The organism is Jingyaoa shaoxingensis (genome assembly GCF_014385005.1).
Taxonomy (GTDB): Bacteria; Bacillota; Clostridia; order Lachnospirales; family Lachnospiraceae; genus Marvinbryantia; species Marvinbryantia shaoxingensis.
The window spans coordinates 55698-69467 of record NZ_JACRSZ010000009.1 but is presented as its reverse complement, the minus strand read 5'-3'; the positions used below and the strand labels follow the sequence as shown (position 1 = coordinate 69467).

The following is a 13770-nucleotide window of genomic DNA, read 5'->3' as shown; positions in this document are numbered from 1 at the left end:
ATATCAGGCAAGGAATTCTGATACTGTCTGAAACAGAGCCAGAATCACCGGTGTACTGACTGTCAGGATTGCAACTTTCCCAAAGACCTCTATCTGCCCTGCAATTGCATGATATCCTGCATCCTTGCAGATTCCGGATGAAAACTCTGACACATAAGAGATGCCCACAATCTTCATCAAAATCAGAAACCAGGAACTGCGGATTGCCGTATATTCTGTCAGGTTCTCAAAAAGCTGAGAAATCGTCTTCAGCCGGAAAACAGCATTATAACTGATCAGAATTCCCGCCGCCAGACTGACCAACGCAGCAAACTGTGGTTTCTGTTCTTTTACTGTCATGGCACAGATCACTGCTGCCAGACCCAGAATTCCCGTTTTTATGATGTTCATGACCGCTCCTTTCCAGATACGTTTTTGTCCGCTACAGTGCAAAAAGATTTTTTATGGTATCAAACAGTTCATTGATATAAGGCAGAATCCAAAGCAGTACCAGTATGAGCCCGGTCAGGGATGTCAGGGATGCCAGGTCCTCTCTTCCGCCGTGTTTTAAAACCTGGCAGATCACAGATACCAGAATTCCCACCGAAGCTATTTTAAATATCAGATTAACGCTCATCGGTTCCTCCATCTAAAGTGGCGTTAATACAACAGTACCGCAAAAAACAGTCCGCCCATGAATCCAAGACATCGGTACATATGCTCTTTCTGTTTCATCTGTTCTCCTGCATCGTTCCCTTCCTGATGCAGTTCGTACTGATATTCTTCCAGTGTCACGTTCTGAGTCGTCCGGTCTGCCTGTCCCAGAATACAGCAGATCTTTACCAGCTGTTCCTGTTCTCTCTCTGTCAGGCCTGACTCCCTCAGGCACCATTCCTGTTCTTCTTGAAGAATCTCCTTTAATGATATATTCTCCTGCCTCTTCATGTTTTCCGATACTCTTCTGAAAAAAACACCAAGACAGCTTTCACTTCTTTGGGACAGCCGCTCAAATACCTTTTCCAGCGGATCTGCTCCGTAACAGAGTTCTCCTTTTAAAAATCCCATCAGCAGATTCAGTTCCATCAAAGACCGGTATCTTTTTCTCAGATCATTTCCGGCACTGTTTCCCAGCGCAGTCCCTGCTGTAATAATCAGCAGCATACCCAGAATCTTCACAGGAGTCTACGGAATGTACCGTCATATATAGCCTGAATGTGTCCTTTGCCATACTCCCTGTTCAGAACCACGTACCGTTCAAAAGTTTTTTCCTCGCATAGTCTCTGTATACATGGATTCCTCTGAATATCTTCCACCGAACTGCCATGTACTGTTGCAAGAACCTTACATCCACAGCAGCTGGCTGTCTCTATGGCACTTCTGTCTTCCTCTGTCCCGATTTCATCCACAGCAATCACTTCCGGTGCCATAGAACGAATCATCATCATCATGCCTTCTGCCTTGGGACATCCGTCCAGAATATCGGAGCGTATTCCCAGGTCATTCTGGGGAACTCCGTAATAGCTGCCCGCCAGCTCACTGCGTTCATCCACCACAGCCACGTTCTTTCCTGCACATCCCTGTATTCCATTGGATATCTGGCGGATCACATCACGGAGCAGCGTCGTTTTTCCTGCACCCGGTGGCGAAATAATCAGTGTATGATATACATTTTCTTTTTCCGTCAGATAAGGCATCAGCGCATCTGCACAGCCCGGTATCTGGTGACACAGACGGATATGGATAAATGCGATATGGCGAATATTTTTTACCTTTCCATTCTCCAGCAGGACTTTTCCGGCAATTCCTACCCGGTGTCCTCCCTGAATAGTCAGAAATCCCTGTCTCAGTTCTTCTTCAAAAGCATACATGGAATAGCCAGATACATATTCCATGATCTGTACCATCTCCTGACTGCCGGGGCAATACCCATCCTCGCTGTACACAGTGGCTTCCCCGCTTTTCTTCACAAAATATTCTTTTCCGTCCCACAGCACGGCAATCGGCCTCTCCGATCTCAGCCGGATCTCCTGTAATTTTTCATAATTCAGATTCAGTCTTCCCAGTACTTCCCTGATACTTCCCGGGAAAATATGTAACAGTGCCTGTCTGTTTCCCATCCTCACCACCTCTTATGTTAATATATGAGGTCTGTCAGGATTTATGACTGAAAACCCCTTTGAAGTTACTTGCTATTTTTTCGAAAAAAGTATATGATAATTACACTTCAAAGCTGTATGTATAAAGGTACTGAACGGCTATTTTGAATTACTAATTAACAGAAAAGGAGATCTATCATGGTAAGAAAAACAACAGTAGAATATGCTGAAAATCCTGCCGGTGGAACTGGCAGTCTGGAAAAATATCATATTGTATCCACTGAAGAATTAAACGGTCACGGAAAGATGTTCGCCAAGATCGTGCTTCATCCGCACAGCACCATCGGATGGCACCAGCATGTTGGTAATACAGAACCTTACTATATTCTGGAAGGAAAAGGTATCTTCGTAGATAACGACGGAAGCAGAACCGAAGTCGGACCTGGTGATGTATGTTATATCGAAGTAGGACAGTCCCATTCTCTTGAGAATCCTACTGACGAAAATCTGGTATTCATCGCACTGATTTATAATGAGTAATTCGTTTCAAAACTATGCAAAAAGCCCGTTCAGCTTATCCTCTGAACGGGCTTTTATGTGTCATATAGGACATTTTTATGAGATATGTGTACCGCCTTTTCCTGCTACTGCTGCAGCCGCATGTTCCAGGTTGGTAATAATGGCTTCTCTTCCTTCTTTCTGAGTCAGGAAATCAATAGATGCCTGAATCTTCGGAAGCATGGCAACTTCTCCAAACTGGTTCTGTGCCACATGCTTCTGTGCTTCTGCTACAGAAATGGAACCAAGAAGGGTTGGGTGATCGGTATCAATATCAATATCCACCTGCTTGTCCGCTGTAATGAACATCAGCACATCTGCATCTGTCAGTTCTGCCAGCTTTCCTGCCGCATAATCTTTTTCAATGATCGCACTGGCTCCTTTTAAGGTATTACCCTGTGCCATAACAGGAATACCGCCGCCACCGCAGGCGATCACGAGCTGTCCCGCATCTACCAGTGCATTAATGGCATCAATCTCTATAATATCCTTCGGACGTGGTGCAGATACAATACGGCGGTAACGTCCACCGCTTTCTTCTACTACATAATTGCCCTTTGCTTCTTCCTTCTGGGCTTCTTCCTTTGTCATATAACGTCCAATCACTTTCACCGGATGATAGAATGCTTCATCATAAGGATCTACCAGGACCTGTGTCAGAATGGTGCTGACTGTCTTGTAAATACCTCTCTTTACCAGTTCACTGCGAAGTGCATTCTGCAGATCGTATCCGATATATCCCTGACTCATGGCAGAGCAGACAGACATCGGTGCACCGGTAAAATCACTGTGAAAATGTGCAAATTCATTCATAGCTGTGTGAATCATTCCAACCTGTGGGGCATTACTGTGTGTGATAATAAGCTGACAGCCCTCTTCTACCAGATCGGCAAGTACCTTTGCAGAAGCTTTAACAGCCACCTGCTGTTCCGGGAATGTTGTTCCCAGTGCGCTGTGTCCCAGTGCGATGACAACCTTCTTTTTCATGGTAAATACCTCGTATCGTTTTTATTTTTTATATTACTATCTTATAGATCAAAATTCAAGAGTTACTGTTCACTCCGTGACTGGCAACACATTTCTCGATGCCCAAAAGTCATGCAAACACGCGATTTCTTTCATTAAACTCATTTTAAATAATCATTTGCATTTTTTACGTTCTCTTTTTATACTGGTTACAGATTACTGACTGAAAGGAGCTTTTGTTTATGAAAAAATCTGATTTTACACCGCATATCCGTCTGTGTACCCCTGAAGATCTGGACGATATCATGGATCTTCAGGAACGGATCTGCGCCTCCATGCCGCGTCCTGACTTGTTCGTTGCCACCTGCCGTGAGGAAAACGCTTCCTATCTGGCTGAACCTAATGTCATCTTCGGTACATATGACCATGACAGACTCATTGCCTATGCATCCCTTGCCTTTCCTGAAAAAGCTTCCGATAATCTTGGCTGGGATCTTGGCTGGGACGAAGATACGGTACGAAGATGTGCCAAACTGGACACCATTGTGGTAGATTCCGCTTACCGTGGTTATGGGCTACAGCGCACCCTGATCTCCCACTGCCTGTCTTATGCAAAAGCCCCGGATCCAGACTGTTTCGTACTCACCACAGTTTCTCCTGCAAATACATATAGTCTTCGCAATGTACAAAGCGAAGGCTTCCAGATTCTGAAACGTATGACCAAATATGGCGGCAGAGACCGCTATGTTCTGGGATATCATACCTCCGGTCATTTTCCTGAAATATATCAGCATCCCTGACCAAAGACTTTCGTGCAGTCAAAAAGACAGTGATTTCATAATTACATGAAGTCACTGTCTTTGGTAACGATTGCTTTTTAGTTCAAAAATATTTTTTCCGTTTCCATCTCGTAAGAAGCAAATCCCCTTGTCTCTGACTCGATTTCCCCTGACTGGTTATCATATGGATCTATTGGCATAAATTGCTTTTTCACTGCAAATTCCTGCTGGAATGCATGGTTGGCTGTCATGCGGTATGGATCCAGATTACCGAAATAGAATCTTCGCCGGTTCTCGTCCCCGACCGCATATGCCGATCCACCAAACGACGGGTCTGCATACAGCCATCCGTAGGGTTCCACATAGAACATGGCCCAGTCATGAGGACCTACATATCCAGAATTGGCATACAGTCCTGACTGCCAGCCTGCCGGAACACCGCAAATACGGCACAGGGTAATGAACAATAATGCCTGCACCCCACAGTCTCCCCGTAAATTTCTGGCACAATACTGTGGAATATCCAGAATCAGGGAATATGCTTTCATATAGGAGTACTGTACCTTTTCAGTAATATAATTATAAATCTTCCGTGCAATCTCCAGTGGCCGTTTTTCATCGCCAACAATCTCTTCTGCCAGCACTTTCAGATAAGGGGTAAAACGGATATGTGGATACTGCTCACACAGGTACTCCTGCTGTTCCTCTGTTGTCAGCTTCCAGTCTTCGCCTTTTCTTTTCGGAATTTCACTGTTTTTCTCCCACAGATCGATATAATCTGCCTGTACTTTATACTGATATTCCACATAAAAAGTCCGGTTTTCTTTCAGGGTATCCTCAAAGCAGATGGAACGGTATCTGGATCTCTCATCATCTATGGTAACCTTTCCGGCTGCATGATCCAGAATCTCGATCTCCGATGTCTGATACCACTGTGCAGGAAGGGGCAAATGCACTTTTATCTTCATACCAGGCTGAAAAACTTCATCCTTTAACCGGATGGAAGTGCGCAGATGAATCTTCTCTGTCACTGTCTTTTTCTCCTGCAATTCTCTTACTTTTGCCAGAAGCAGTCTCTTATCTTCTGTCAGTTTTCCATAAATTCCCAGACGTTCCTGTATTTCTTCGTCTTTGTCACAGATATTGCGCAGAAGGTTGTGTATATAGTGTTTCTCTCCATTTAGATAAATCCATTCGGCGAGGTTCTCTTCCTCGATACGTTTCAAATCTTTGTCTGAGAAATTAGGGATCTTTTCCTGAAACAGTTCTATGATCTCTTCTTTTGTGTAAGGAAATTCCTTCGGCAGTTCCTCCAGAATATACTGCTCATATCTGAGCCGGACTTTTAAACTTTCTGCTATCGGTTTTTCCATCCATCTCTTGATGGCTTTCTGTGCTTTTGTAAATTCTCCTGCCAGCTTATACTGCTGTATCTCTTCCGGCAATTCCATTGCCAGAGATTCTAATTCTTTTGTTTCAAACTGTCTCATGCAAATATACTCCCATATCCTGTTATTTTCTCTGCCAGATCTGGCCGGTAATCCGGGTCTGTCTCTTGCAGGCTGTTGATCGTTACATAAGGTGTTTTTACATATCCGGTTGCATGGATATATTTTTCTGCACCAAGATACATGGCCACATGCCCCGGGAAAAAAAGCAGATCCCCTTTTTTCAGTCGCTCTCTGCTAATTTCTTTTACCGGATATTCTGTCAGAATCTGTGCGTCCCGGTAAAGTAAAATACCGTGATCGAGGTAACTCATAAAAACAAGGCCGGAACAGTCGATTCCCTGGGAAGACTTTCCACCCCAGCGATACTGGGTTCCGAGGAACTCTCTGGCACTGTCTGTCAGTTTTTCGCGTAATACCTCTTCTTCTCCATATAAATTCTTCCACTTCTGAAAATAATTTGTTTTTTCTGTCTCTTCCTGAAACAGATATTCATCGCTGTCCCTTCTTTTTTTCAGGTTCTCTGTATGAATATAGCCTGTCTTGCCTGACGCACTTCGCACACGGCTCCATCCTTCCGTTACATCCCTGTCCATAAGTTCCACGATACTGTTTTTCAGAAGCAGTTCCAGCGGAAGCCCCTGCACCCTGGGCTGATCCAACAGATCTGCTTCACTGATGCCAATACGCCAGAAGCGTTCTGTATCCTGATACTGTACCAGTTCCTTTCTGGTTATATTCTTCAGTTCTCTGCGGTTCACATAGCCGGTATATCCATAGTGAGTCTCCACTTTGACATACTGTTTTGTATTTTCTTCTTCCAGCATCCTCACTGCCCATCCGGAAAAGATTTCATCTTCAATACCACTGGTGTTTCTTCCATCTTCTCCTTCTGCCGCTCCCCGGATCCATGCATGTTCCGCAGTTATTATTCCAAACTGTTTTTCCATATCTGATCTCCTGTTCAGGCTTCTGCCTTATCTGCTATCCCCGGTTATCTGTCACTTAATTGTCTCAAATCTTACCGGAACCTTTGTAATGCCAATGCCCGGATCTTCCGGCAGATAAATCTTCGGACCCATGAATTGGGGTCCCCCCTCATACGGATCTGTCTTGCAAAGAGAAGGACCGTCCAGATCTGCCATGGTAACACAGGAACGGGCTGCTGCCAGGTGTACTCCGGCACTGACAGATACTTTGCTCTCCAGCATACATCCGATCATACATTTTACACCATGTTCTTCTGCTGCATCACAGATGCGGACCGCTTCATGGATACCACCTGTCTTCATCAGCTTAATATTGATCAGGTCTGCTCCCCGCTCTTCCATAATACGCACTGCATCTTCATAAGAGAAAACACTCTCATCTGCCAGTATCTTTGTCTCTACATTAGCAGTTACATACTGCATACCTTTGAAATCATGATAGGATACCGGTTGTTCCACCAGTTCAATTCCCAGATCTTCCCTTTCCATAGCACGGATAGTAGATACAGCTTCTTCTCTTGTCCATCCCTGATTGGCATCTACTCGGATTACCACATCTTTTCCAACTGCATTCCGGATCTCACGGATACGTTCTACATCCTTGCTGCCACCTTTTCCTACCTTTATCTTCAGAATACGGAATCCCTGCTCCACAGCTGCCAGGCTGTCCCGCACCATTTCTTCCGTATCATTCACACTGATGGTCAGATCCGTCTCCAGTTCTGTCTTTACTTTATCTGATTTTTTCTCTCCCAGCAAGCGAAATAATGGTTTTTTCTGCATTTTTGCATATAAATCATACAATGCAATATCTACTGCTGCTTTGGCACTGGTATTCTTTGCAAGGCAATGTTCCAGTTTTTCCATAATAGACGGCAGATCTTCCAGATCCATGTTCCGAATGGCCGGTGCTATATAATAGCGGATTGCCGCTTCAATGGACTCTTTGGTATCCCCGGTGATTACAGCTGTAGGCGGTGCCTCGCCAAATCCTTCTGTTCCGTCATCTGCAGTAATTCTCACAATCAGGTCATTGACATTGTCCACAGTACGCAGCGCTGTCTTAAATGGGGTTACCAGAGGGATACTGATGTATCCGACGGCTATTTTCTGTATTCTCATGAATTTATTCCTCTTTTCTATTAGTTCAGGAATGCAGTGAAGCCATGGCCACGGTGATCCCGCAGTCATGGCTTGCTGCACATATTTATTATTTCGATGTCCCACACAGGGGCAATTAACTGTCTTTTTCAAGACTCACTTCTGACCCACCACCTGCACTTTGTTTAGAGGTGGGAGATGTCTCTGTTATAATGCTTTCAGATAAGTGAACACAAAGTTTCCGCAGGAATATACCAGTCCGTCATAATTGTTATCATCAAACAGATAAGAACTCATTGAATGGAGAATTACAGATACCGGCAGATCTTTTGCAAGAATGGCATCACATTCTTTGTATGCTTCCCACTGTGCATCCTGTGTATCTGTGCTGATGGCTTTCTGGTATGCTGCATCATATTCATCACTCTGATAGAAAGAGTTGGCATCACCGGTATTGATAAAGGTTCCATACATATTGGACAGATCAGTGTAATCCATAAACCATCCATAATATGCAATATCATAATCACCGGATCTTCTTGCAGCAGAGAAGTTCTCTACTTTTTCCACTGTAATGGAATCAATACCAAGGATTTCTTTCCAGTCATTAACGATGGATTCTGCAATCTCTTTACGGCTGTCGTTGTTGACAATATAAGTCAGCGCCGGGAATCCTTCTCCGTTTTCATATCCGGCTTCTGCCAGAAGCTGTTTTGCTGTCTCACAGTTGTCTTCATATGCATCTACATCTTCCCATGGATCACAGTAATCTACAAAATCTGTACCTTCTTCATTGGTATAGCCACGGCCAATCAGTGTCACACCAACTTCATCATTTAAACCACGAATATTGATGATTCGTTCACGGTCAATGGTCAGGGACAGTGCCTCTCTGACTTTTTCATCTTTCAGAACATCATTGCCTTTATCACCCAGATTAAACATAACGCAGTAATTGTTATTGCCTGCTGTATAGGTCAGTCCATTTCCTTCCATACGAGGTTTTTCTTCATCTGGGCAAAGATCTGAATATACATATTCACCGCTTTCAAAAGAAGCCAGTGCAGAACTTTCTTCTGTAATCAGTTCCCAGTTAATAGTTCCCACATCAATATTATCTGCATCATAATAGTCATCTCTCAGTTTCATGACCACTTCAGACTCATGAGCCCAGTCTGTCATCTCATAAGGACCATTATAAACAGCCTTATCCGGATCGGTTGCATAGGCATCACCGTATTCTTCCACATAATCCTGTCTTGCCGGATAGGTAGACGGGAATGCCAGAATCGATGGAAGGTATCCACATGGCTGCTTCAGATGAATAATCAGAGTCTTATCATCCGGTGCTTCATAGCTTTCTGCAACATCGGAAAGCAGAGAACAGTAATCACCACCCTGTGCTGCCAGATTGTCAAAAGCAAAAACGAAATCTCCTGCTGTTACTGCCTGTCCGTCTGACCAGGTAATATCATCTCTTAACGTAAAGGTCCAAGTCAGCTTATCATCACTTTCCTCTACAGAAGCAGCCTGGCCAAGTACAACTTCTCCGTTAGCATCCAGTTTATAAAGGCCCTCATACAAATGGCGCAGTGCTGACAGACCATTTAAAAAGCCACTGGTTGCTGTATTTAACTGCATGGAATCCTCACCGCCGCCGGTTACGGAAATCTCCAGTTTTTCCGCATCTTCAGCAAACACTCCTGATGAAAATGCCATCGTTGTAAGTCCAATTACTGCTGCGGCCAGAGCCATTTTGTTTCTTCTTCTCACAATTCTTCCTCCTTTTTTCATGCAGAATTCTGCAAAACTATATAAATCCGTTTCCGGATATATATCTACTTTTTCATCTTCGGATCCAGTGCATCTCTCAGACCGTCTCCGAACAGATTAAATGATAAAATGATCAGGCTGATCAGTACTGCCGGAAAAATGACACGGTACGGATAAGTCGTGATTCCGTTCAAAGCCTCGGATGTTAATGATCCAAGACTTGCCATCGGAGCAGAAACACCGATTCCCAGATAGCTTAAAAATGCTTCGGTAAAAATCGCTGACGGAATCTGAAGCATCACTGTCGCAATCAGCTGCCCGATACAGTTTGGCAGGAGGTGTTCCCGGATCATGGTTGCCTTTCCACATCCAAGTGCTTCTGCCGCTGTTACAAAATCCAGTGTCTTCAACTGCAGGATCTGGCCACGGACTATACGCGCCATGCCGACCCAGTAAAGACATCCGTATACAATAAAGATCGCAATCAGACCCGATCCAATCTTCTGCAGCCCATGAAACATCGGTACAGTGTCAATCAATGTCTGCAATGGTTCACTTATGACCATCTTAATTACTACGATCAACAAAATCTCCGGTACGGAATAGATAATATCGACCACACGCATCATAATAATATCTGTTTTTCCACCGACCAGACCAGATATTGCTCCGTAAATGCTTCCTACTATCATAACAATGACTGCAGATACCAAACCTACTATCATGGAAATACGGGTTCCAATCATACACCGAACCAGAATATCCCTTCCCAGACGGTCTGTACCAAAAGGATGTGACATACACGGCCAGAGTGCTTCGTCTCCTCTAACCTGCTGGTCATAGGAATAAGGAGACAACATCGGTCCGATAAAAGCAAAGACAAACATAAGTACAATGACCACCAGTGCTGCCATGGCAATCTTATTGGATTTCAGACGGATCCAGCTTGCCTTCCAGTATCCGATTTCTTCAGTATCCAGACTTTCTTCCTTGAAATAATCTGCATCCAGCGGTGCAAAATCTTCCGGTAAAATTTTATTTTGTAAGGTTAATATATTCTTCATGACTTCTTCCTTTAATCCAACTGTATTCTCGGGTCTACGATTTTATACAGAATATCGCATACCAGATTCATTATAACAATCAGCGACGAATAGAAAATGGTGACGCCCATAATCATAGTGTAATCCCGGCTGCTGATGGAACTTACAAAATAACGTCCCAGTCCAGGTACACTGAATACACTCTCTGCTACAAATCCTCCAGTCAGAATAGATGCAGTCAGTGGTCCCAGATAAGTAATAACCGGAATCAGAGAATTCTTTAATGCATGAATAAATACCACCACAAATTCAGACATTCCCTTTGCCCGCTCTGTTCTTAAGTAATCCTGATTCATAACTTCCAGAATGCTGGCCCTTGTCAGCCTGGTCAGATAAGATGTCGGATAGATTGCCAGCGTAATCATTGGCATAATCCATCCTCCAGGTTTGTTATAATTTACCGGTAAAATTTTCAGATTGACTGCCAACAGCATCATCAGTGCGGATGCGATGACATATCCCGGCATGGATATACCGACAGATGATAATACACGGATAATGGCATCCGGCAATTTGTCTTTGCAAAGTCCTGCAATACATCCCAAAATAATACCGCAGATCACAGCAAGGATCAGTGCTCTTACACCAAGTCCCATGGATACTTTAAAGGATTCTGCAATGATATCCTTTACTGCCCTTCCTTTCTGTAATACATAACTGGTTCCCATATCCCCATGAAACAGATTCTCCAGATATCTTCCATACTGTACATACACCGGCTGATCCAGTCCATATTTGGCAATCAGGATCGCACGATTCTCTTCTGATGCTTTTTCTGACATAAATGGATCTCCCGGCATCAGATTCATCAGAAAATATGTAATGGTTATAATTGCAAATATGCTGATAACAGCCAGAAGAATTCGTTTAAGCATATATCTCCAAGTCTGCATTTCTTCTCTCCTCTCACCTTATACATGATGGCATGCCACATAATGTCCCGGTACTGCTTCCGTCAACTGTGGCATACATTCTGCACACTTTTCATCTGCCCTCGGGCACCTGGTGCGGAATGGACATCCTGACGGCGGATTCAAAGGACTCGGAATTTCTCCGTCCAGCCGGATTCGTTTCCTTGCAGCGGAAAGATCCGGATCTGCAATCGGGATAGCAGATAAAAGCATCTCTGTGTATGGATGAAGCGGCGTCCTGTAGAGTTCTTCTCCATCTGTCAGTTCTACCATATGTCCCAGATACATGACTCCAATCCGGTCACTGATATGCTTTACAATTGCCAGATCATGTGCTATGAACAGATAAGTAAGCTGCCTGGTTTCCTGTAATTCTTCCAGCATGTTGATGATCTGTGCCTGAATAGATACATCCAGTGCGGAAACAGGTTCATCACAGACGATAAATCCGGGATTCACTGCCAGTGCTCTGGCAATTCCGATACGCTGTCTCTGTCCTCCGGAAAATTCATGAGGAAAACGATTATAAAACTGTGTATTTAATCCCACCAGCTTCATCAGTTCCAGAATTCGTTCTTTCCTCTCAGCTTTGCTGCTACACAGATTCTGAAGATCCATAGCTTCTCCGATCAGATCCGAAACTGTTTTTCTCGGATCCAGTGATGCATACGGATCCTGAAAAACAATCTGCATCTTTGTACGGTAATCTTTCATTTTCTTACCGATAATCGAATTTCCTTCATAAAGAATATCACCGGATGTCGGTTCTTCCAGTCTTAGGATACTTCTTCCCAGTGTGGTTTTTCCACATCCGCTCTCTCCGACAATTCCCAGAGTCTCTCCTCTTCGAATAAAAAAGCTGACATCATCTACTGCTTTTAATTCTGTTTTTTTAACAAATCCGGTACGTACCGGATAATATTTTTTCAGGTTTTTTACTTCCAGCAGGATCTCATTCTTTTCCATTTGCTGTCACCTGCCCTTCCATTGCTTTTTTTATGATCTGCCAGCAGGACACATTATGTGTTTCATTCAATTCACATTCCGGTGCTTCTTCTCTTACACAGATCTGCATGGCACATCCGCATCTGGGTGCAAATGCACAGCCTGGTTTTACACAGCTCATATCCGGTGGATTTCCCTTAATCGGCTTCAGTTTTTCACTGGAATCCGTATCCAGCTTTGGTACAGAAGCCAGAAGACCTTCGGTATATGGATGCTTTCTTTCATAAAAAATCTGTCTGCTGGTTCCTTCTTCTACAATTTTTCCTGCATACATAACAATAATTTTGTCGCATATTTCAGAAACCACACCCAGATCATGGGTAATAAATATAATAGCCATTCCCAGCTTATCTTTCAGTTCTTTCAGCAATTCCACGATCTGCGCCTGAATGGTTACATCCAGTGCTGTGGTAGGCTCATCTGCAATCAGCAGCTCCGGGTCACAGGATAACGCCATGGCAATCATCACACGCTGTCTCATACCTCCCGAAAATTCATATGGATACTGTTTCACTCTCCGTTCCGGCTGATTGATTCCCACCAGATTCAGTAGTTCAATCATCCTCTTTTTTCTTGCCTGTGCATCCAGCTTTGTGTGTTTTTTCAAAGATTCATCCAGCTGATACTCTACCGTGAACAGCGGATCCAGTGAAGTCATGGGATCCTGAAAAATCATGGCAATTTTATTTCCCCGCAGCTCCTGCAGTTCTTTTTTTGACATTTTCAGAATGTCTTTTCCATGAAATAATATCTCTCCGCTTTTCACTTTTCCGGTGTCCGGGGTCAATCTCAGGATTCCGTGACTGGAAACGGATTTGCCACTTCCGGATTCTCCTACAATCCCAAGTACTTCCCCTTTATGTAATGTATAGGTGATTCCGCGAACCGCCTGTACTTCCCCGGATTTGTTATAAAATGAAATTGCCAGGTTGTTGACCTTCAGCAATTCTTCCTGTTTTTCTGTTTCCATATTGCCTCCAATGTTTTATATCCTGTAATTCCTCTGAAAATAAAAAAGAGCGCAGATGTCGATCTATTCGACACCTGCGTCCTTTTCATTTT

General features: G+C 43.8%; 15 protein-coding genes. 2 read left to right on the top strand and 13 right to left on the bottom strand.

Annotated elements, in window-relative coordinates; translation table 11 throughout:
- Positions 1-3 precede the first annotated feature (3 nt).
- Genes H8716_RS09925 through spoIIIAA form a run of 4 tightly spaced genes read right to left on the bottom strand, consistent with a single transcriptional unit; the run spans position 4 to position 2096 of the window.
- Positions 4-390 carry a SpoIIIAC/SpoIIIAD family protein gene (locus H8716_RS09925; RefSeq protein ID WP_249308557.1) on the bottom strand — a complete coding sequence of 129 codons (387 nt, stop codon included), beginning with the start codon at positions 388-390 and terminating at the stop codon, positions 4-6.
- Positions 391-421: 31 nt separating this feature from the next.
- Entirely contained in the window at positions 422-616 is a 195-nt protein-coding gene (spoIIIAC, locus tag H8716_RS09920) for a stage III sporulation protein AC (RefSeq protein ID WP_249308555.1), read from the bottom strand.
- A 23-nt stretch (positions 617-639) separates the two neighbouring features.
- Positions 640-1140, bottom strand: coding sequence for a stage III sporulation protein AB (locus H8716_RS09915; RefSeq protein ID WP_249308553.1), 501 nt, complete (start codon positions 1138-1140; stop codon positions 640-642).
- Between the two features lie 11 nt (positions 1141-1151).
- A complete protein-coding gene (gene spoIIIAA, locus H8716_RS09910; protein WP_249308551.1) occupies positions 1152-2096 on the bottom strand; it encodes a stage III sporulation protein AA in 945 nt (314 codons plus the stop codon).
- 177 nt (positions 2097-2273) lie between these two features.
- On the opposite strand from spoIIIAA, the gene H8716_RS09905 reads away from it, so the two are divergent.
- On the top strand, positions 2274-2615 hold the full coding sequence (locus H8716_RS09905) for a cupin domain-containing protein (RefSeq protein WP_249308550.1): 342 nt from the start codon (positions 2274-2276) through the stop codon (positions 2613-2615).
- Positions 2616-2690: 75 nt separating this feature from the next.
- Here H8716_RS09905 and arcC read toward each other — a convergent pair whose 3' ends face one another.
- Positions 2691-3620, bottom strand: a complete 930-nt coding sequence (gene arcC, locus H8716_RS09900; protein ID WP_249308549.1) for a carbamate kinase — start codon at positions 3618-3620, stop codon at positions 2691-2693.
- Between the two features lie 221 nt (positions 3621-3841).
- On the opposite strand from arcC, the gene H8716_RS09895 reads away from it, so the two are divergent.
- Complete coding sequence (locus H8716_RS09895) at positions 3842-4399, top strand: GNAT family N-acetyltransferase (protein WP_249308548.1); 558 nt, start codon at positions 3842-3844, stop codon at positions 4397-4399.
- 77 nt (positions 4400-4476) lie between these two features.
- On the opposite strand, the gene H8716_RS09890 is transcribed toward H8716_RS09895, so the two are convergent.
- The 8 genes from H8716_RS09890 to H8716_RS09855 form a co-directional block, all read right to left on the bottom strand.
- A complete protein-coding gene (locus tag H8716_RS09890; RefSeq protein ID WP_249308547.1) occupies positions 4477-5868 on the bottom strand; it encodes a transglutaminase-like domain-containing protein in 1392 nt (463 codons plus the stop codon).
- On the bottom strand, positions 5865-6776 hold the full coding sequence (locus tag H8716_RS09885; RefSeq protein WP_249308546.1) for a C40 family peptidase: 912 nt from the start codon (positions 6774-6776) through the stop codon (positions 5865-5867). The genes H8716_RS09890 and H8716_RS09885 overlap by 4 nt, the downstream gene beginning before the upstream one ends.
- Positions 6777-6827: 51 nt before the next feature.
- Positions 6828-7937, bottom strand: a complete 1110-nt coding sequence (locus tag H8716_RS09880; RefSeq protein WP_249308545.1) for a dipeptide epimerase — start codon at positions 7935-7937, stop codon at positions 6828-6830.
- A 186-nt stretch (positions 7938-8123) separates the two neighbouring features.
- Positions 8124-9689 carry a peptide ABC transporter substrate-binding protein gene (locus H8716_RS09875; RefSeq protein WP_249308543.1) on the bottom strand — a complete coding sequence of 522 codons (1566 nt, stop codon included), beginning with the start codon at positions 9687-9689 and terminating at the stop codon, positions 8124-8126.
- Positions 9690-9754: 65 nt separating this feature from the next.
- Complete coding sequence (locus tag H8716_RS09870; protein WP_249308542.1) at positions 9755-10753, bottom strand: ABC transporter permease; 999 nt, start codon at positions 10751-10753, stop codon at positions 9755-9757.
- Positions 10754-10764: 11 nt separating this feature from the next.
- Positions 10765-11685, bottom strand: a complete 921-nt coding sequence (locus H8716_RS09865) for an ABC transporter permease (protein WP_249308541.1) — start codon at positions 11683-11685, stop codon at positions 10765-10767.
- A gap of 18 nt (positions 11686-11703) precedes the next feature.
- Positions 11704-12669 carry an ABC transporter ATP-binding protein gene (locus tag H8716_RS09860; protein ID WP_249308540.1) on the bottom strand — a complete coding sequence of 322 codons (966 nt, stop codon included), beginning with the start codon at positions 12667-12669 and terminating at the stop codon, positions 11704-11706.
- Positions 12656-13678, bottom strand: coding sequence for an ABC transporter ATP-binding protein (locus H8716_RS09855; protein ID WP_249308539.1), 1023 nt, complete (start codon positions 13676-13678; stop codon positions 12656-12658). Before H8716_RS09855 ends, H8716_RS09860 begins: the two co-directional genes overlap by 14 nt.
- Between the last annotated feature and the right edge of the window lie 92 nt (positions 13679-13770).

Coding starts and splice junctions, on each gene's coding strand:
- H8716_RS09925 (WP_249308557.1), bottom strand. CDS start 390: ATGAACATCATAAAAACGGGAATTCTGGGTCTGGCAGCAGTGATCTGT.
- spoIIIAC (WP_249308555.1), bottom strand. CDS start 616: ATGAGCGTTAATCTGATATTTAAAATAGCTTCGGTGGGAATTCTGGTA.
- H8716_RS09915 (WP_249308553.1), bottom strand. CDS start 1,140: ATGCTGCTGATTATTACAGCAGGGACTGCGCTGGGAAACAGTGCCGGA.
- spoIIIAA (WP_249308551.1), bottom strand. CDS start 2,096: ATGGGAAACAGACAGGCACTGTTACATATTTTCCCGGGAAGTATCAGG.
- H8716_RS09905 (WP_249308550.1), top strand. CDS start 2,274: ATGGTAAGAAAAACAACAGTAGAATATGCTGAAAATCCTGCCGGTGGA.
- arcC (WP_249308549.1), bottom strand. CDS start 3,620: ATGAAAAAGAAGGTTGTCATCGCACTGGGACACAGCGCACTGGGAACA.
- H8716_RS09895 (WP_249308548.1), top strand. CDS start 3,842: ATGAAAAAATCTGATTTTACACCGCATATCCGTCTGTGTACCCCTGAA.
- H8716_RS09890 (WP_249308547.1), bottom strand. CDS start 5,868: ATGAGACAGTTTGAAACAAAAGAATTAGAATCTCTGGCAATGGAATTG.
- H8716_RS09885 (WP_249308546.1), bottom strand. CDS start 6,776: ATGGAAAAACAGTTTGGAATAATAACTGCGGAACATGCATGGATCCGG.
- H8716_RS09880 (WP_249308545.1), bottom strand. CDS start 7,937: ATGAGAATACAGAAAATAGCCGTCGGATACATCAGTATCCCTCTGGTA.
- H8716_RS09870 (WP_249308542.1), bottom strand. CDS start 10,753: ATGAAGAATATATTAACCTTACAAAATAAAATTTTACCGGAAGATTTT.
- H8716_RS09865 (WP_249308541.1), bottom strand. CDS start 11,685: ATGCAGACTTGGAGATATATGCTTAAACGAATTCTTCTGGCTGTTATC.
- H8716_RS09860 (WP_249308540.1), bottom strand. CDS start 12,669: ATGGAAAAGAATGAGATCCTGCTGGAAGTAAAAAACCTGAAAAAATAT.
- H8716_RS09855 (WP_249308539.1), bottom strand. CDS start 13,678: ATGGAAACAGAAAAACAGGAAGAATTGCTGAAGGTCAACAACCTGGCA.